This is a genomic window from Stutzerimonas tianxiuensis, from assembly GCF_053470365.1.
Genome location: NZ_JBPVWS010000010.1, coordinates 192,875 through 211,652, shown reverse-complemented (window position 1 = coordinate 211,652; position 18,778 = coordinate 192,875). Strand labels below are relative to the sequence as shown.

Genomic DNA, 18,778 nt, shown 5'->3' with positions numbered 1-18,778 from the left:
CGCTCAAATAGTGGGCAATTCGCTTTGTCTTTGTCGCGCTCTGTCCATTTATGAATTCAAGTCCGACAGGCTGCTAGTGCCGGACCTGCGCGCTACCTTCCTGCGCATGGTCAACGAAGAAGCCACCGCACACATGATCGGCAGCGCCATGTCGGGCATCGGCCGCAGCCTTACCCATCGCCTGCTGGAACTGGCCGAACAGCGGCTGGGGCCGCCGCCGGTGCCCTACTGTTACATGGTGTTAGGGTCGATGGCACGCGATGAGCAACTGATCGTCACCGATCAGGACAACGCCCTGGTCCTCGATAACCGTTTCGATCCGCGCATCCATGACGAGTATTTCCTGCAGCTGGCCAGCTTCGTCAGCGACGGCCTGGCCGCCTGCGGCTACAGCTACTGCAAAGGCGGCATCATGGCGAGCAATGCCAAGTGGCGCCAACCGCTGCGGGTATGGAGGGGCTACTTCACCCAGTGGATCGAGCAGCCCAATCCCGAAACCCTGCTTAACAGCTCGATTTTCTTCGACCTCAGCAGCGTCTACGGAGAGGCCGGACTCGTGGAAAGCCTCAAGGACCTGATCGCGCAAAAGGCTAGCAGCAACCCGCTGTTTCTCGCCGCCCTCGCACGCAACGCGCTCAACCGTACGCCACCGCTGGGGTTCTTCCGCACCTTCGTGATGGAAAAGGATGGCCAGCAGAACAACATCATTAATCTCAAGGGGCGTGGGACCGCGCCGCTGACCGACCTGATCCGGGTGCACGCCCTGGCCGTCGGCTCCAAGGCGCAAAACTCCCAGGAGCGCCTGGAGGCCATCGCCGCCACCAAACTGTTGACCGAAGACGCCATCACCCAGCTGCGCAATGCCTTGGAATTCCTCTCCATTGTGCGCATTCGCCATCAGGCCATGGATTTGCTGGAGGGGCGCGAACCGGATAACTACATAGAACCGGAACAGATCTCCGCCAACGAGCGACACAACCTCAAGTCGGCCTTCCAGGTGCTCAGCAATGCGCAGCAATTTCTGCGCTTCCGCTACCCGGGCCAGCTTCCAAGCAGGCCGCTATGAAACGTAGCGGATCCCGCACGGCGCCGGACTGGCCGGCCGTATTTGCCGAGCTCGCGCGGACGGCCAGCGACCCGCGCCTGGTGCGCTTCTATGAGGCAGGCACCGTCAGTGCCGACACGCCACTGGAGCAGGTGCCGCTGCTCGCCCTGGACGTCGAAACCACTGGACTGGACAGCCAGCGCGACTCAATCGTCAGCCTTGGCTTGATGCCTTTCGACTTGCACCGAATACGCTGCCGGGAGGCCAGCTACTGGGTCGTCAAACCGGTCTGTGAGCTGAGCAGTCAGTCAATTACCTTTCACCACATCACGCACTCGGATGTCAGCGACGCACCGAGGCTGGCCCACGTGCTCGACGAACTGCTCGAGAAGATGGCTGGCAGAATCATGGTGGTGCATTACCGCAGCATCGAACGGCGTTTTCTCGACCAGGCAGTGCGCCACTTGCTCGGCGAAGGCCTGCAGTTTCCGGTGATCGATACGATGCAGCTGGAAGCACGACTGCATCCGCGCCGACGTGGCTGGCTGCGCCGCGTGCTCAGCACGAAGCGGCCTGTATCGATCCGTCTGGCCGACAGCCGCCTGCGCTATAACCTACCGCTGTACCAGGCCCACCATGCCCTGACCGATGCCCTGGCTACCGCCGAGCTGTTGCAGGCGCAGTCGGCCCTTCATTACCCACCGACCACGGCGATAGGCGATCTTTGGAACTGAAAAGGCGCGACCGCTAACGGTCGCGCCTTTTGTGTGTCGCCCTCCAGGCAGCCGGGCCGCCTGGAGATAGGCCTAGTCCAGGCTATCGGGGCTCACTCATCAGCCCTTTGACGATGGACACGCAACCGACCAGCAAGACCACGGTAAACGGCAGGCCGGTGGACACCGCCATGGCCTGCAGCGCCACCAGGCCGCCGCCCAGCAGCAGGGAAATGGCCACCACACCCTGCAGCACCGCCCAGAAAGCCCTCTGCGGCACCGGTGCGTTGACCTTGCCACCGGCGGTAATGGTGTCGATGACCAACGAGCCGGAGTCCGAGGAGGTGACGAAGAACACCACCACCAGCACGATACCGACAAAGGAGCTGATCTGGGTCAGTGGTAGCTCACCGAGCATGGCGAACAGCTTCAGTTCCAGCGCTGCATCCTGTACGCCGGTGAACCCGTCGGAGACGAACTGACCGAGAGCGGTGCCACCGAACGCGGTCATCCAAAGTACTGACACAAGGGAAGGTACCAGCAGCACAGCAATCAGGAACTCGCGCACGGTACGCCCGCGGCTGACACGGGCGATGAACATACCAACGAAGGGCGACCAGCTGATCCACCAGGCCCAATAGAATGCGGTCCAGCCCTGGCTGAAGTTCACGTCCTCGCGGCCAATCGGATTGGACAGCGCTGGCAGGTTGCTCAGGTAACTACCCAGATTGCTGAAGAAGCCCGTCACGATGGCCAGCGTCGGACCAACAATGATGATGAACAGCAACAGCAGCAGCGCCAACACCATGTTGAACTCAGACAGGCGCTTGACCCCCTTGTCCAAGCCCGCCAGCACAGACATCAGCGCGATTGCCGTGATACCGATAACCAGCAGCACTTTGCTCATGTCGGTATTAGGCATGCCGAACAGGAACTCGAGACCGGCGGCCGCTTGCTGGGCGCCCAGCCCCAAGGAGGTCGCCAGGCCGAACAGGGTCGCGAACACGGCGAGGATATCGATGAAATGCCCCGGCCAACCCCACACTCGCTCACCCAGCAGCGGGTAGAAGATCGAGCGAATACTCAGCGGCAGACCTTTGTTGAAAGAGAACAGCGCCAGCGCCAGCGCCACGATCGCGTAGACCGCCCAGGGGTGCAGACCCCAGTGAAAAATCGTGGCGGCCATGCTCAGGCTCGCGGCAGCCTGCGCATCACCTCCGGCAGCGCCCAGCGGAGCCCAATCGGTACGCACGCCATTCTCAACCGTGGCCCCGCCCAAAGCGGTAGAGAAGTGGGACATAGGTTCGGCCACACCGTAAAACATCAGGCCGATCCCCATACCCGCGGCAAACAGCATGGAGAACCATCCGGTATAGGAATAGTCCGGTGTCGCCTCCCTTCCTCCCAAGCGCACCCTGCCCAGAGGTGAAAGAATCAACCCCACGCACAGCAAGACGAAGATGTTTGCCGAGCCGATGAAAAACCAGGCCATGTTACTGGTCAACCAGTCGCGAAGCGCGGTGAACAGCGGTTCGACCTCACTGCGCAGGGCGAGTGTGACGACCACGAAAAGCACGATGGTCAGGGCCGAGATGATGAACACCTTGCCGTGCACATCGAAAAACTTGCGTTTGATGTTGTCCTGACCAATGACGTAGTCGGTATCGATCAGGTTGGCCGCCCCGGTCGGTGCGGGAATGCTTTCCACGGACGTTGCCGTGGTCTGTCCAGGATTGGTCGCCACCTGCTGTTCTCCTTCTTCTGGGTTGGCACATCGGAAACAAGCACAAAGACGGAGCGCCCCTCTGCTGCACACGAGCTCAGGTACGCGCTTCGAAAGAATCCTAACAGCCGAAGGGTGATACCAAACGGCCAAGACCGGCATCGACGATTCCATAACCGTCATCCGTCGCAGGCAAGCCTTGCCGTTGCCTGGCGGTTGAGGTAACGCCAGGTCGAAGGCCAACCGGCTGGCAACTGCCCTGACAGCACGCCTGCGTGACAAGCAGCCCGGCTGCCGAAGGGCTGGAAGCAATACCGTTTCGTCAGGAAGGCCGTCGCGCCAGCGCTAATGACAGTGCGGGATGGAGCGAGGGCGGGTGAAAGGAACGACAACGCGCTCGCCGACCCCGGATGTCGGCGAGCCGAGGGGCTGAGGATCAGCGCTTGCGATTGACCGTCAATGCGGCGCGGATCACGTCAGCACCGATCTCGCTTTCGTAGGCCTGCCAGACCGGCATCATCTTTTCGCGCCAGGCTTGGCGCTGCTCGGGCGTCAGGACGATCAGCTTGCTGCTGCCACTGGCGAGTATTCGGTCGCGGTCGCGCTGGTTCAGCGCGGCGGCCTCCTGATTCACCGCCTGGGTGACCTCAAGAATGATGTCTTCGAGCTCGGAGCGAACCGCGAAGGGCATGCTCATCCAGAACTTCGAGCTGGTCACCAGCATGTAGTTGAGCACCCCGTGATTACTCTCGGTGATGAACGGCTGAACCTTGTGCATGTTCTGGCTGGCGATGTTCGACCAGGGGTTTTCGGCGCCCTGGACCACGCCCGCCTGCAGCGACTTGTAGACATCGGCGAACGGCAGCACCACCGGCTTGGCACCTACCGCATTGAACTGCGCCTCCAGTACTGCAGAGGGCTGTATGCGAAACGCCAAGCCAGCGGCGTCGCCCGGCAGACGCAACGCCTGGGTGGCGGAGAGCTGCTTCAGACCGTTGTTCCAGTAGGCGAGGCCATAGATGCCGGAATTGGCCATGGAGCGCAGCAGGTCACGGCTCGTCTCACGCGACTGGAAGCGCTGGACGGCAGCCTCGTCGTCGAACAGAAACGGTAGGTCGAACACCTGCAGTTTTTTCGTGTACTTGCCAAACTTCGACAGGGACGGTGCGAGGATCTGCACCTCATTGTTCAGCAGCGCCTGCATCTCCTCGGCATCACCGACCAGTGTCGAGTTCGGGTAGACCTCGACCTTGACCTTGCCCGCCAGGCGCTCGTGCACCAGCTTCTGAAACAGCAGCGCACCTTTGCCCTTGGGCGTGTCGTCGGCTACGACGTGAGCGAACTTGATGACGAAAGGCTCTCCTTCGGCCGCCATGACCGAAGCACTCAACCCACACAGGACCGCGACCAACGCAGCAACACAAGACTTGAACATCTGACCCCCAACGGGAATAGCCCGAATCAGCGCCTTGTGAGCACCGCTCGAGTGGTTTATCGACAACGACAAGACCTGACTCACGCAGCAGCGCGGTCCGTCCATTCTTCGGTTTGAGTGGCCAGATCATCTCGACTGCGGCGGTCGGCGCCTGGCCTTTATTGGAATACGGTTGGCGTCGAACCGGACACTGAATGCCCGTGCCAACCGAGGCGGAAAGTCTTGGCCATCACCCTTGATGGCACAAGCACCAGAAAGTCCAACCAGCTCTCAAAACAGCACATCTCACTCATCGGAACGGCCGAACTTTCGATCCGCTGCCCCTTTCTACAGGCAACACCCTCAGCCATCCGGTCAGCCATGAACGAGCTTTCGCCCCCCTCATCGCCGAACCCCACCGTGATCGACTGCCTGATTGTCGGAGGTGGGCCGGGCGGACTGACGGCAGCGCTCTATCTCGCCCGCTTCCGCCGCAGTTGCATGGTCATCGATGCCGGCTCCAGCCGTGCCTCATGGATTCCGCGGTCGCACAACTATCCCGGCTTCCCGCCGGGCATCAACGGTAACGACCTGCTGGCGCGCCTGCGCGAGCAGGCCAAGGGGTATGGCGCGCGGCTCGAGCAAGGCCGGGTCGAGTGCATCGAGCCCCATGCCGATGGCTTCAGCGTGCGTTATGGCGATGCCACCTGCTTGACTCGACGAATCATCCTCGCCACCGGGATTGAGGACACCCTGCCGGACATGCCGGATGTCGAGCGGGCCATCGGTGAGGGCAAGGTCCGGCTGTGTGCGATCTGCGACGGCTACGAGGTCGACGGGGACAATGTCGCCGTCTATGGCGAGGCGGAAAACGCCATCAGCCATGCGGTGTTCCTACGCACCTTCACGGCTCACGTAACAGTGGTGGTGCACGGCGAGCCCGATGCCTGCGACCAAGCTATCGCGTTGGCCGAGCACTATGACATTCGGGTAATCAGCGACCGTGTGGAATCCCTGCATCCTTGCAACTCCGGCATCGAACTGCTGACCTGCAGCGGCGAACGGCACCATTTCGACATCATCTACCCCAGCCTGGGCGCGCGGTTTCGCTCCGACCTGGCGCTGCAGCTGGGCGCCGACTGTGACGAGTGCGGTGGCATCTGGGTGGACGACCACCTGCAAACCAGCCTGCGCGGCCTCTATGCCATCGGCGATGTGACCATGGGCCTGAAACAGATGACCGTTGCCATCGGTCAGGCAGCGCAGGCGGCGACGGCCGTGCATAACAGCCTCGAAGCCAATCCCTGGGGCGGCACGGAGGCGACTCGTTGAAAAAAAACGAGCGCAGCGGCGACTTTTGCAACGGCTCGATTGCAGCGACGGTCTAGGCTGAATAACAAGCCTGTTCGCCACGGAGCCCTCCATGTCACTCAGCGTATTCGACCTGTTCAAGATCGGTATCGGCCCGTCCAGCTCGCATACGGTGGGGCCGATGCGCGCCGCGTTACGTTTTGCCGAGGGGCTCAGACGCGACGACCTGCTTGCGGCAACCGAGCACCTGAAAGTCGAGCTGTACGGCTCTCTCGGTGCCACCGGCAAGGGCCACGGCAGCGACAAGGCCGTTTTACTGGGTCTTGAAGGTGAGCGGCCCGAGGACATCGATACCCGCAGCATCCCCCCGCGCATGGCAGCGATGCGCGAATCCCACGAGCTGCGCCTGCTGGGCGAAAAACTCATTCGATTCGAGACCAGTAACGATCTGCAATTCATCCGTAAGCCACTGGCATTCCACCCCAACGGCATGATCTTTCGCGCCTTCGACGTCGCCGGGCTGCAGTTGCGCAGCCGCGAATACTATTCGGTGGGCGGAGGCTTTGTTGTCGATGAGCAGGCTGCGGGCGATGACCGCATCGTCGAGGACACCACGCCACTGCCCTTTCCCTTTCACAGCGCCAGCGAACTGCTCGAACTGTGCGACACGCATAACCTCTCCATCAGCCAATTGATGCTGGCCAACGAGGCCGCCTGGCGCCCCGAGGCCCAAACACGAGCAGGCCTGCTGAAGATCTGGCAAGTGATGCAGGAGTGCGTACAGGCCGGGTGCAACACCGAAGGGCTAATGCCCGGCGGGCTGAAAGTCGAGCGCCGCGCCGCCGGCCTCTACCGTCAGCTCAGCGAGCACCCCGAAGCCAACCTGCGTGACGCGCTCTGTGTACTCGACTGGGTCAACCTCTACGCGCTGGCCGTCAACGAAGAGAACGCTGCGGGCGGCCGTGTGGTGACGGCGCCAACCAACGGCGCGGCCGGAATCATCCCGGCCCTGCTGCACTACTACATGCGCTTCATCCGCGGCGCCAACGAAGACGGCATCGTGCATTTTCTCCTGACCGCGGCGGCCATCGGCATCCTCTACAAGGAAAACGCCTCGATCTCCGGCGCCGAGGTTGGCTGCCAGGGCGAAGTGGGCGTAGCCTGTTCCATGGCGGCTGGCGCCCTCTGCGAAGTACTCGGGGGCACGCCGCAGCAGGTCGAAAACGCCGCTGAAATCGGCATGGAGCACAACCTTGGCCTGACCTGCGACCCGGTCGGCGGGCTGGTTCAGGTGCCCTGCATCGAGCGCAACGCCATGGGCTCGGTCAAGGCGATCAACGCGGCACGCATGGCCTTGCGCGGTAACGGCAAGCACTTCATCTCACTGGACAAGGTGATCCGCACCATGCGCCAGACCGGGGCGGACATGAAAAGCAAGTACAAGGAGACCGCTCGCGGTGGGCTGGCGGTGAACATCATCGAGTGCTGATGCAGCCACGGCACCAGAACTCAGGCTTCGCGTCGGCAGTAACCACGTTCACAAAAGCCTTATCATCCGTTCGGCGGCGTCATGCCTGACGGATGAATTTCCTCGCCCGGCTGGCTGTCTCCCCCTAGACAACCCGGAACGTCCACACAAACGCAGAGGAATTGATGAGCACCAGCCCTGAGCCATCGACGCCCAAGAACAGCCTTCTGACCCGAAGCACGCTTGAGTTTCCTGTGGTCGGCATCGGCGCCTCGGCGGGTGGCATTCAAGCCCTGATGACCTTCTTCGAGCACATGCCGAACGACTGCGGCATGGCATTCGTGGTGATCATGCACCTCTCACCCAAGCATGAGAGCAATGTCGACAAGATCATTCAGAACGTCACCAAGATGCCGGTGGTACAGGTCACGCAGGCCGTAACAATCGAGCGCAACCATATATACGTGATCCCTCCGGCCCTGGACCTGTTGATGAATGACAGCTACCTGCGCCTGCAGCAACCGGAGCGTGAGCGCGGCCCCCAAGTGGCCATCGACCTGTTCTTCCGCGCGCTGGCAGACGTCCATCACAGCCATGCGGTAGGCATTGTTCTCTCTGGCAGCGGCGCCGATGGTTCGGTGGGCCTGTCGCGCATCAAGGAACAAGGCGGCGTGACCCTGGCGCAGGCGCCGGAAGATGCCGAGTACGAATCCATGCCGAGCAGCGCCATCGCGACCGGCATGGTCGACATCGTGTTACCGGTGGCGGAGATTCCTCAGCGACTGGTCGGGTTGTCGCAGAATCTCCAAGGCTTGCTCGCCCGGAAGGATCCGCTGTCGCCGCCAAGTGAGATCGAGGAAAAGAACCTTCCTGAAGGCGAGGTCGAATACGCCCAGGCGCATACTCAATCCAAGCCCAACGAACTGGCGCTGCGCGAGATTCTCGCGGCCCTGCGAGCCCGCACCGGCCACGACTTCCGTCATTACAAGCAAGCCACGGTGTTGCGCCGTATCGAGCGGCGCATGCAGGTCAACGCCTTGCGCGATATGTCGAGCTATGCCCGCCATCTGCAAAACCACCCGGAAGAAACTCCCGCACTACTCGCCGACATGCTCATCGGGGTCACCAACTTCTTCCGCGACCGCGACGCCTTCGAAGCACTGGAACGAAATATCATCCCGAACATCATCCAGCGCAAGCTCGGGTCGGAAGAAAAGGCCATCCGCGTCTGGTCGGCGGCCTGTTCCACAGGTGAAGAAGCCTACTCGCTGGGCATGCTGCTAGCCGACCAGGTCGGCAGCAGCGGGGTGAGCGGCGAGATTCAGCTGCAGATATTCGCCACCGACATTGACGACCGCGCCCTGGACACGGCACGCGCCGGCGTCTACCCGCACGCCATCGTCACCGACGTGCCACCGGACCGGCTACGACGGTATTTCACCAAGGAACAGAACCAGTTCCGCATGCAAAAGGAGTTGCGCGAGCGGATGCTCTTCGCCCGCCACAATATACTGCGCGACCCGCCATTTTCCCGCCTCGACCTGATCTCCTGCCGCAACCTGATGATCTACCTGGACCGGGATATCCAGATGGAAGTGCTGCGCATATTCCACTTCGCGCTCAACCCCGGCGGCTACCTGTTTCTCGGCAGCTCGGAAACCGCTGACGCCTGCAGCCAGCTGTTCACCGCTGTGGACAAGAAGCACCACGTCTACCGCGCGCTGGAAGTCAGTCCAGCGCTGCGCCGCGCACCGACGGCCCCCTTCCAGGGCATCGCTCCAAGCATGCCGGCGCGGCTGCCCTCAAGCGAGCCGTCGCGGCGCAACCGGAAGTTCTCCTTTGCCGATATCCACCGGCGCGCCCTGGAGCAATACGCGCCACCCAGCGTGATCGCCAATCAGGAAGGCGAGATCGTGCACATGTCTGATCGCGCTGGCAGCTTCCTGCGCTATGTCGGCGGCGAGCCTTCTCTCAACCTGACCACATTGATCCATCCGCAGCTGCGCCTGGAGCTGCGCACCGCGCTGTATCAGGCGACCCACACCGGTAAGAGCATCGAGGCGCGCCGTGTCCGGCTGGAGCGCGAAGGCCGTAACTACTACGTGAACATTGTGGTCCGGCCGTTCCGCGACAACGAGTCGGGCAGTGACTATATGTTGGTGCTGTTCGACGAAGTCGAGGCCTGCATCGAGAGCAGCCTACCGGCCGAAACCGTGACCAAGGACAGCGTCCTGACGCAGCTCGAAGCCGAACTGCAGCACACCAAGGAGCAGTTGCAGGTCACCATGGAGCACTCGGAAAACTCCACCGAGGAGCTGCGCGCCTCCAATGAGGAACTGCAGGCGATCAACGAAGAACTTCGCTCGGCCACCGAGGAGCTGGAAACCAGCAAGGAAGAGCTGCAGGCGATCAACGAGGAGCTGACAACGGTCAATTCCGAGCTCAAGGAAAAGGTCGACGAAACCAGCAAGATCAACGATGACCTGCAGAACCTGATTTCCTCGACTGACATTGCCACCCTGTTTGTCGACCGCCAGATGCGCATCAAATGGTTTACCCCACGCGCGCGCGACATCTTCAACGTCATCAGCGCCGACGCCGGCCGCTCGCTGCTGGACATCACCCATCGCCTCGACTACCCGCAGTTACACGAAAATGCGGCGAGCGCGTTCGAAGGGCTCCAGCTGATCGAGCGCGAGGTCCGCAACCACGACAACAACCGCTGGTACCTGGCGCGCTTCCTGCCCTACAGGACCCAGGAAGATCGCATTCAGGGCGCCGTGCTGACCTTCATCGATATCACCGAACGGCGCCATGCCGAACAGCAGCTCGAGGCTGGTCAGACGCACTTGCGCCAGCTTGCGCAGAGCACCCGCGGCTACGCCATCATCACCTTCGACTGCGACGGTTTGATCACCACATGGAACTGCGGCGCGCAGGACATCTTCGGCTACACCGAGCAGGAAATCATCGGCCAGAGCATAGACCTGGTCTACACCGAAGAGGATCGCCTGGCCGGTGTACCCGAAGCGGAGCGGCAACGCGCCCTGGAACAGGGCCAAGCGGCGGACGAGCGTTGGCATCTGAGACGCGACGGCTCGCGGCGCTTTATCAGTGGGCTGATCAATCCGCTGATCAACCAGGATGGAGCGATCACCGGCCTGACCAAAATTGCCCGCGACCTCACCGAAGAGCGCCAGCAGAACTCGGAGCAGCAAAGCGAGCTGGAGCTGATTCAGGCCGCCAACTTGCAGAAGGATCAATTTTTTGCCGTGCTATCGCATGAACTCAAGCACCCACTGAACCTAATCCAACTGAACACCGATCTGATCGGACGCTCCCAGGTCGCGAAGCACGCTCCGAACCTGCGCAAGGCGATTCAGGCGATCCAGAACGCGGTTCGCAGCCAGTCGCGGATCATCGACGACCTGATGGATGTATCGCGCATCCGCACCGGCAAACTCAAGCTGCAGTTCGCGACCCTGCTGTACGAAGACGTGCTTCGCGGCATCGAAGCGGTGTTCGCGCCATTGGCTCAGACGGAAAATGTCACCTTCGAGGTGTTCAAGCCCGAACAACCGATCTACATCCATGCCGATCCGACCCGCCTGGATCAGATCATCTGGAACCTGCTGAACAATGCCTGGAAATTCACCAAGGGTGGCGACCGCATTTGCGTTCAGCTCGAGCGCGAGGGCGACCAGGCGAGACTTGACGTCATCGACACGGGTGAAGGCATCTCAGCGGACTTCCTCCCCAAGGTATTCGACATGTTCGGGCAAGCTGAAATGCAGCATGCGCAACGCTCCAAACACGGCTTAGGCATCGGCCTGGCGCTGGTCAAGCAGCTGGTCGAAGCACACAACGGGCGCATCGAAGCGTTCTCCGAAGGCATCAATCGCGGCGCGCGCTTCAGCGTTTGGTTACCGATCCACTTGCAGACCGAAATCGAACTCAGCGACCAGGCCAATAACGACGAGATCGGCGGCCTCGCTGGCATCAGCATTCTGCTGGTGGATGATTCCCCCGACATCCTCGAAACCATGTGCGAACTGCTGGAAAGCGAAGGTGCGCAGGTCACCACCGCGAACGGCGGCGCCCTGGGTATCGAGCTGGCCGAACAGACGCCATTCGACGTGATCGTCTCCGACATCGGCATGCCGGAGATCGATGGCCACAAGATGATGACCTCGATTCGCGCCAAAGGCGTTAACAGCAACACGCCAAGCATCGCCCTGACTGGCTACGGCACGCTGCGCGACGTGGAAACAGCCAAAGCCGCCGGTTTCACCCTGCACCTGCGCAAACCGATCGACCTGCAAGCCCTGATCGACGCGGTGACCCAGGCCGTGCACTAGATCCGCCAGGCCACGGCTCGCGGCTCATCCTTGGCGCGAGCCGGCTCGATATCCTGCCGTCAAACGCGACGCCAGTACCTCGCCCCACCCCGGATTCGCCGGCAAGCTGGCTCCTACAGGTCCTTGCTGCGCCGTGGCGGCAATCAGCCCTCCTTGCCGATCCCGTGCTCACGTAACTTGTTGGCGATGGTGGTATGCGAAACCCCTAGCCGCTTGCCCAAGAGCCGGCTGCTGGGATGGCGTTGATACAGCTCCTGCAACACCGCTTTTTCGAAGCGTCCGACGATATTGCCCAGATCGCCCTCCAGCGAAAAATCGCCCAGCGGTGCCGGCGTCCCGTAGTCGGGCAGCCGGATGTGCTCAGGCTTGATCACGCCGCCCTCGCACAGCGAAACCGCTTGGAACAGCGTGTTCTCAAGTTGCCTGACGTTGCCCGGCCAGTGATAGCCGGCCAAACGCTCAAGGGCCGCCGGTGAGAGGCTCGGCAAAGCGCAACCGATCTGCCGGCTGGCCTGGTCAAGAAAGTGCAGCGCCAGCGGCTCCAGCCCGTCCAGGCATTCACGCAGAGGTGGAATGTGCAGCGACAGCACATTGAGGCGGTGATACAGGTCCTGGCGAAACTCGCCCTTGGCGCAGAGTTCGGACAGGTCCAGTTGCGTCGCGCAAATCACCCGCACATCGAGATAGACCTCCTCGTCACTGCCCACCCGTCGAAAGCAGCCGTCCTGCAGAAAGCGCACGAGCTTGGCCTGCAAGCGCGTGCTCATCTCCCCGACGCCGTCGAGGAACAGGGTGCCGCCGGTGGTCAACTCCAGCAGACCGAGCTTGCCTTCCGGGCGTGCCCCTTCAAAGGCGCCAGGGCCGTAGCCGAACAGTTCGGTCTCGGCCATGGATTCCGGCAGGCCGGCGCAATTGAGTGCCATGAACGGCGACTGCCCGCGCGGGCTGGACAGGTGACAGGCGCGCGCCAGCAGTTCCTTGCCGGTGCCGGTCTCGCCCTCGATCAGCAGCGGCGCGTCCAGCGGGGCCATGCGGCGCGCTTCACGGACCACGGCGGCCATCACCTTCGAGCTCTGGAAGATACTGTCGAAGCCGCGCAACTCCTGCTTGCGCACGTTGTAGATACGCTCGCCCACCCGGTCGGCGCGATGCAGCGTCAGCACCGCACCGGCCAGGGCTTCGCTGTCATCGTGCTCCGACTGCAGGGGCGCGATATCAGCGAGAAAGACGTCGCCCTTGATGGTAACGCGCAGGCCGTTGATGCGCGCCTTGTTCGCTCGCACCAGCTCCGGCAGATCGAAATCCTCGGCGTAGCGCGACAGGCTCATGCCCGGCACCTCATCCACGCGAACCCCGAGCAGCTGCGCCGCGGCACGGTTGGCCGCCACGATGGCACCGGCCATGTCGATGGAGAGCACTGGAAACTCCAGCGCGCCGAGCAGCGCATTGAGCTCCAGCGAATGCCGCTCGCTGGGCATCAGGCCGACCTTGCGCACCTCGAACACGCCTTGCAGCGCTTCGATCTTCGGCCGCAGCGCCTGAAGCTGCAGGTTCATCAGGTTGGGGCAGTGCAGGTAGACCGCATTACCGTGCTCACCGCCGACTTCGCCGCGCGCCACGTTGATACCGTAGTCGACCAGCAGCTCGAGCATGTCACGGAGGATGCCAATGCGGTTCTGGCAATGAATCTTGATACGCATGCAAGGGTGCCTTTGGGCTTGTTGTTATAAGCGGCGGCGGACTTTCTGCCGATCACCGTTGATTTTCGTCAAGATTATTTGACAGAAACAACGTCGAGCAAGGTCATATTCGCCCGATCAGACCCTATCGTAATCATTTCGTTACGGGCAGAAGCATCTAGCGTCACCCCTCAAGCCGGCTGCGGCCTCGCCAAGGCACGGATGCCGCGGTCAGATGAGGCATCCATAACAACAAAGACTCAGGCGGCCGCCCCGCTCAGGAGGTCAGATGAAAGCCACGCAATACGTTGCCCGCGAGCCGGACGCGCACGGTCACACCCACTACCCGGACGCTGAACATGCGGTTTGGCAAACACTGATTGAACGTCAGCTGAAACTGCTAGACGGCCGCGCTTGCCAGGAGTATCTGGACGGCATCGAGCAGCTTGCTCTGCCCCACGACCGCATTCCCCAGCTGGGCGAAATCAACCGCGTGCTGGACGCGACCACCGGCTGGCAGGTCGCTCGGGTTCCGGCGTTGATTCCCTTCCAGACCTTTTTCGAGCTGCTCGCCAGCAAGCGCTTCCCGGTCGCGACCTTTATCCGCACCCCGCAAGAACTGGATTACCTGCAGGAGCCTGACGTCTTTCACGAGATCTTTGGCCACTGCCCACTGTTGACCAACCCCTGGTTCGCCGAATTCACCCACACCTATGGCCAACTCGGCCTCAAGGCGACCAAGGAAGAGCGCGTCTACCTGGCGCGGCTGTACTGGATGACCATCGAATTCGGCTTGATGGAAACTTCAGCCGGACGTCGCATCTATGGCGGCGGCATCCTTTCCTCGCCAAAGGAAACGCTCTACAGCCTTTCCGACGAACCCGAGCACCAGGTGTTCGATGTGGTCGAAGCCATGCGCACGCCCTATCGCATCGACATCCTGCAGCCGGTCTACTTCGTTCTGCCGGAGCTCAAGCGGCTGTTCGACGTGGCCCATGAAGACATCATGGCCCACGTCCGCACCGCCATGAAGCTGGGCCTGCACCAGCCGAAGTTTCCACCTAAAGCGGCGTAGGGTGGATGACCCCGAAGGCTCATCCACGCGTCCATCGTTTCGGATGGCGCTGTTGCTCGACGTCGTGAAGACCGAAGCAGACGCGTGGAAAACGCTTCGCGGTTTTCCACCCTACGCTGCTTAACTCTTATGACTCACCACAAGGACCAAGCCATGACTGCCCTCACCCAAGCCCACTGCGAAGCCTGCCGCGCCGACGCACCCAAGGTGTCCGATGACGAACTGGCCGAGCTGATCAAGCAGATCCCGGACTGGAACATCGAAACCCGCGACGGCCACATGGAGCTGGAGAAGGTCTTCCTGTTCAAGAATTTCAAGCACGCCCTGGCCTTTACCAACGCCGTCGGCGAGATCGCCGAAGCTGAGGGTCACCACCCTGGCCTGCTCACCGAATGGGGCAAGGTCACCGTGACCTGGTGGAGCCACTCGATCAAAGGTCTGCATCGCAACGACTTCATCATGGCCGCGCGCACCGACGAGGTCGCGAAAAACGCCGAGGGTCGCAAGTGAAACAGTTCGCTGACGTGGCACGGGTGCCCGGCGACCCGATTCTCGGTCTGCTCGATGCGTATCGAGCAGACCCCAATCCGGCGAAGCTCGACCTCGGTGTTGGCGTCTACAAGGATGCCCTCGGCCTGACGCCGATTCCCAAGGCCGTGAAGCTGGCCGAGCAGCGGCTGATCGACAGCGAACAGACCAAAAGCTACATCGGCGGCCATGGTGACCCGCTGTTCGGCGAGCAGCTGTTGCAGCTGGTGCTCGGTGAAGGCTCACCGGCGCTGGTCGAACACCGTGCTGGCTGCACTCAAACACCCGGCGGCACCGGTGCGCTGCGGCTGGTGGGCGATTTCATCGCCAAGTGCCTGCCGGGCCGCAGCCTCTGGCTCAGCGACCCGACCTGGCCGATCCACGAAACCCTGTTCGCCGCGGCCCGCTTGAAGGTTGAGCAATATCCCTACGTCGACGCGCAGAACAGGCTGGACGTGCCGGCCATGCTCGCCGCGCTGGAGCAGATCCCCAGCGGTGACGTGGTGCTGCTGCACGCCTGCTGCCACAACCCCACCGGCTACGATCTGAGCCGGGACGACTGGCGCCAGGTACTCGAGATCGTGCGCCGCCGCGAGCTGTTGCCGCTGTTCGATTTCGCCTATCAGGGCTTTGGCGACGGCCTGGATGAAGATGCCTGGGCCGTCCGCCTGTTTGTCGCGGCATTGCCTGAAGTGCTGATCACCAGTTCCTGCTCGAAGAATTTCGGCCTGTACCGCGAACGCACCGGTGCGTTGATCGTGGTTGCCGCTGACGGCGAGTCGCTGATCGATGTGCGCAGCCAGTTCGCTTCGGTGGCGCGTAACCTCTGGTCGACACCGCCTTCTCACGGTGCTGCTGTAGTGGCGACGATTCTCTCCAACCTCGAATTGCGTCAGCTCTGGCAGCAGGAAGTCGCCGCCAAACGCGAGCGCATCGCCGGTTTGCGTCAGGGGCTGGTGGAAGCGCTTGCGCCCTATGGGTTGGCCGAGCGCTTTGCGCATATCGCGCAACAACGCGGGATGTTCTCCTACACAGGCCTCACCGCCGAGCAGGTGCTGCGCCTGCGGCGAGAGGATGCGGTGTATCTGGTCGAAAGCGGGCGGGCGAATATCGCCGGACTGGACGCTGCACGGCTTGATCAATTGGCGGCGGCCATCGCCCGCGTCACCGGCTGATTACACGCCACTCGCTCGAAGCCCGGAGGCCGGCCGACATGACCGGCCTCCGCGTTTTCCGGCTCGGTTCAACATCAACGCCCTCCCCGCGCGTCAAGCGAACCGCCAACCGAGCGCGCCCGTCTCGCCCCATCCACCCGCCCGTAAAGCACCCTCTCTGAAGGTCTGGAACTCAGACGCCGCTTTTATGTCGTAGCATTTGGCCATCATGCTGGGTCGATTCTGGCCTACCATATAGGCCTGCTATCTATTCCGGTGTGACTGACCGGTCCGGTGACGAACGGGCTCTAGCGAAAGCCAGGGTAGCCGCTATCTTCAGCAATAGGTTTCGAACGAGCTCGCCCATGATTCATAGCAACACCGCCGGTAACCCTGCTCCGCACCAATACGCCTGCCATTCAGCCAGCGAGCATGGGGCCTGCCCCAGCTGCGCGAGTGGCGAGCGTCTCGGCTTTCGCTTCAGCTACGCCTACCAACCGATCGTGGACATCGCCAAGCGCGAGATCTTCGCTCACGAAGCACTGGTACGAGGCGTGAACGGCGAACCTGCGCCCAGCGTGCTGGCGCAGGTGACCGAGGACAACCGCTTCCGCTTCGACCAGGCTTGCCGGGTCAAGGCCATCAAGACCGCGGCCAAGCTCCAGATGCAGAGCAAGCTGTCGATCAACTTCATGCCCAACGCCATCTATCGCCCGGAGCTGTGCATCCGCTCGACGCTGGAAGCTGCCCGTGCGCACAACTTCCCCATCGAGCAGATCATTTTCGAGACGGTGGAAGGCGAGCGCATCAGTGACGCCAAGTGGCTGACCGAGGTCTTCCGTGAATACCAGCGCATCGGCTTTCTCACCGCCATCGACGACTTCGGTGCCGGCTTTGCCGGGCTCAACCTGCTTGCCGACTTCCAGCCCGATCTGATCAAGCTGGACATGGACCTGATCCGCGGCATCGACCAGAGCCACACGCGCCAGGCTATCGTCCGCGGCACGGTGGGCATGTGCAACGAACTGGGCATTCAGGTGATCGCCGAGGGCGTGGAAACATCGGACGAATGCAAGGCCTTGCGCGACCTGGGCATCAGCCTGATGCAGGGCTATCTGTTCAGCAAACCGCTGTTCGAGACCTGCAGCCACGCCGATTCCCTGGCATGGCCGAACGGACTGTAGAGCCGAGCGAGGCTCAGCCGGCCTTCAACAGTTTGAGCAACTCACGGGCAGCCTCTTCCGAGGACGCCGGGTTCTGGCCTGTAACCAGCAGGCCATCGACCAGCACATAGGACGACCAGTCCGGGCCCTTGCTGTAGTCGCCGCCGACCTCCTTGAGTTTGTCTTCCAGCAGGAAGGGCACCACCTCGGTGAGCTGCACCCCCTCCTCTTCGGTGTTGGTAAAGCCGGTGACGCGCTTGCCTTTGACCAGATACTCGCCGTCCACGCCGCGCACCTGCACCAGCGCCGCTGGCGCATGGCAGACGGCCGCCACTGGCTTGCGCGCCTGGATGAAGGATTCGATCAGGGCGATGGAGGTCGAGTTGCCGGTCAGATCCCACAATGGTCCATGGCCACCGGGGTAGAACACCGTATCGAAGTCCGCTGCCGATACCTCGTCCAGCTTGCGGGTGTTGGCCAGCAGTGCCTGGGATTCGGCATCGTTCTTGAAACGCTTGGTCATCTCGGTCTGAGCATCCGGCGCATCACTTTTCGGATCCAGCGGCGGCTGGCCACCCTTGGGTGAGGCCAATACGATCTCGGCGCCGGCATCCTTGAACACATAGTAAGGGGCGGCGAATTCTTCGAGCCAGAAGCCGGTCGGCTTGCCGGTGTCGCCGAGTTTGTCGTGGGATGTGAGGACGATGAGGACTTTCATGAGGGTCTCCTGTGGTCGGGTGGCCCGGGATTGGCGGGGCCTTGGTTTATCTGGACCGTGGGAGGGGGGAATCGGTCAATTGGCATTGGCGGCGGCAAAGCCGTGAAGCCTGATGCCTCGTTGCTTTTCGTAAGAGCGAGGGAGACGTCGAGTCCTTGCTCGCGAAGATTTTTTAGCTTGTGCATGCGGCCTATTACGGAGTTGGCCGAGGCATTGGTTTCGCCCTGCTGGGCGACTCACTTTATTCAGTTGCCAAAAAAGTAAGCAAAAACGCTTGCCCCTGCATCCGGCCCCGGCTTCGCCGGGGTTCCTTCACTCCGGTGACGCTCCGGGGGCACGCCGCGAAGGGCCATCCATGGCCCATCGCGGCTCTCGCGGCATCCTTGCCGCTCAACCCCCTCCGCGCCACCTGCGCTCAGCCTCCTGAAA

Annotated in this window: 13 protein-coding genes; 9 read left to right on the top strand and 4 right to left on the bottom strand. The window is 62.0% G+C overall.

All coding sequences use genetic code 11. The features are described 5' to 3' along the window. Both ACSSNI_RS14640 and ACSSNI_RS14635 read left to right on the top strand, forming a co-directional pair. On the top strand, nt 1-1,066 hold a 1,066-nt coding region (locus ACSSNI_RS14640; RefSeq protein WP_448259546.1), incomplete at its 5' end, for a DUF294 nucleotidyltransferase-like domain-containing protein. Next, nucleotides 1,063-1,779, top strand: a complete 717-nt coding sequence (locus ACSSNI_RS14635; RefSeq protein WP_200638385.1) for a 3'-5' exonuclease — start codon at nt 1,063-1,065, stop codon at nt 1,777-1,779. The genes ACSSNI_RS14640 and ACSSNI_RS14635, both read left to right, overlap by 4 nt. A gap of 82 nt (nt 1,780-1,861) precedes the next feature. Here the strand turns inward: ACSSNI_RS14635 and ACSSNI_RS14630 are convergent, their stop codons facing one another. Together ACSSNI_RS14630 and ACSSNI_RS14625 are read right to left on the bottom strand one after the other, a co-directional pair. Then, complete coding sequence (locus ACSSNI_RS14630) at nt 1,862-3,502, bottom strand: BCCT family transporter (RefSeq protein WP_325166575.1); 1,641 nt, start codon at nt 3,500-3,502, stop codon at nt 1,862-1,864. Between the two features lie 415 nt (nt 3,503-3,917). Next, a complete protein-coding gene (locus ACSSNI_RS14625; RefSeq protein ID WP_200638383.1) occupies nt 3,918-4,916 on the bottom strand; it encodes a TRAP transporter substrate-binding protein in 999 nt (332 codons plus the stop codon). A gap of 360 nt (nt 4,917-5,276) precedes the next feature. Here ACSSNI_RS14625 and ACSSNI_RS14620 point away from each other — a divergent pair, with 360 nt between their 5' ends. The 3 genes from ACSSNI_RS14620 to ACSSNI_RS14610 all read left to right on the top strand — a co-directional run bounded on the left by ACSSNI_RS14620 (nt 5,277) and on the right by ACSSNI_RS14610 (nt 12,032). Beyond that, entirely contained in the window at nt 5,277-6,227 is a 951-nt protein-coding gene (locus ACSSNI_RS14620) for an NAD(P)/FAD-dependent oxidoreductase (protein ID WP_200638381.1), read from the top strand. A 91-nt stretch (nt 6,228-6,318) separates the two neighbouring features. Then, nucleotides 6,319-7,695, top strand: coding sequence for an L-serine ammonia-lyase (locus ACSSNI_RS14615; RefSeq protein ID WP_200638379.1), 1,377 nt, complete (start codon nt 6,319-6,321; stop codon nt 7,693-7,695). A 164-nt stretch (nt 7,696-7,859) separates the two neighbouring features. Continuing rightward, a complete protein-coding gene (locus tag ACSSNI_RS14610; protein WP_200638377.1) occupies nt 7,860-12,032 on the top strand; it encodes a CheR family methyltransferase in 4,173 nt (1,390 codons plus the stop codon). Between the two features lie 143 nt (nt 12,033-12,175). Here ACSSNI_RS14610 and ACSSNI_RS14605 read toward each other — a convergent pair whose 3' ends face one another. Then, nucleotides 12,176-13,732: a sigma-54-dependent transcriptional regulator gene (locus ACSSNI_RS14605; RefSeq protein ID WP_200638376.1), complete on the bottom strand. Its 1,557-nt coding sequence runs from the start codon at nt 13,730-13,732 to the stop codon at nt 12,176-12,178. A 268-nt stretch (nt 13,733-14,000) separates the two neighbouring features. Between ACSSNI_RS14605 and phhA the strand changes: the two genes are divergently transcribed. The 4 genes from phhA to rimA all read left to right on the top strand — a co-directional run bounded on the left by phhA (nt 14,001) and on the right by rimA (nt 17,652). Next, nucleotides 14,001-14,786, top strand: coding sequence for a phenylalanine 4-monooxygenase (phhA, locus tag ACSSNI_RS14600; RefSeq protein ID WP_200638375.1), 786 nt, complete (start codon nt 14,001-14,003; stop codon nt 14,784-14,786). Nucleotides 14,787-14,939: 153 nt separating this feature from the next. Continuing rightward, entirely contained in the window at nt 14,940-15,296 is a 357-nt protein-coding gene (locus tag ACSSNI_RS14595) for a 4a-hydroxytetrahydrobiopterin dehydratase (RefSeq protein WP_102837853.1), read from the top strand. After that, entirely contained in the window at nt 15,293-16,489 is a 1,197-nt protein-coding gene (locus ACSSNI_RS14590; protein WP_200638374.1) for an amino acid aminotransferase, read from the top strand. Before ACSSNI_RS14595 ends, ACSSNI_RS14590 begins: the two co-directional genes overlap by 4 nt. A 344-nt stretch (nt 16,490-16,833) precedes the next feature. Beyond that, the gene (rimA, locus tag ACSSNI_RS14585; protein WP_200638373.1) at nt 16,834-17,652 is read left to right on the top strand and encodes a S6 modification regulatory phosphodiesterase RimA; all 819 of its coding nucleotides are present in this window, start codon (nt 16,834-16,836) and stop codon (nt 17,650-17,652) included. Between the two features lie 13 nt (nt 17,653-17,665). Here rimA and ACSSNI_RS14580 read toward each other — a convergent pair whose 3' ends face one another. Further along, on the bottom strand, nt 17,666-18,349 hold the full coding sequence (locus tag ACSSNI_RS14580; RefSeq protein ID WP_200638372.1) for a type 1 glutamine amidotransferase domain-containing protein: 684 nt from the start codon (nt 18,347-18,349) through the stop codon (nt 17,666-17,668). Nucleotides 18,350-18,778: the final 429 nt, after the last annotated feature.

Coding starts and splice junctions, on each gene's coding strand:
- ACSSNI_RS14635 (WP_200638385.1), top strand. CDS start 1,063: ATGAAACGTAGCGGATCCCGCACGGCGCCGGACTGGCCGGCCGTATTT.
- ACSSNI_RS14625 (WP_200638383.1), bottom strand. CDS start 4,916: ATGTTCAAGTCTTGTGTTGCTGCGTTGGTCGCGGTCCTGTGTGGGTTG.
- ACSSNI_RS14620 (WP_200638381.1), top strand. CDS start 5,277: ATGAACGAGCTTTCGCCCCCCTCATCGCCGAACCCCACCGTGATCGAC.
- ACSSNI_RS14615 (WP_200638379.1), top strand. CDS start 6,319: ATGTCACTCAGCGTATTCGACCTGTTCAAGATCGGTATCGGCCCGTCC.
- ACSSNI_RS14610 (WP_200638377.1), top strand. CDS start 7,860: ATGAGCACCAGCCCTGAGCCATCGACGCCCAAGAACAGCCTTCTGACC.
- ACSSNI_RS14605 (WP_200638376.1), bottom strand. CDS start 13,732: ATGCGTATCAAGATTCATTGCCAGAACCGCATTGGCATCCTCCGTGAC.
- phhA (WP_200638375.1), top strand. CDS start 14,001: ATGAAAGCCACGCAATACGTTGCCCGCGAGCCGGACGCGCACGGTCAC.
- ACSSNI_RS14595 (WP_102837853.1), top strand. CDS start 14,940: ATGACTGCCCTCACCCAAGCCCACTGCGAAGCCTGCCGCGCCGACGCA.
- rimA (WP_200638373.1), top strand. CDS start 16,834: ATGATTCATAGCAACACCGCCGGTAACCCTGCTCCGCACCAATACGCC.
- ACSSNI_RS14580 (WP_200638372.1), bottom strand. CDS start 18,349: ATGAAAGTCCTCATCGTCCTCACATCCCACGACAAACTCGGCGACACC.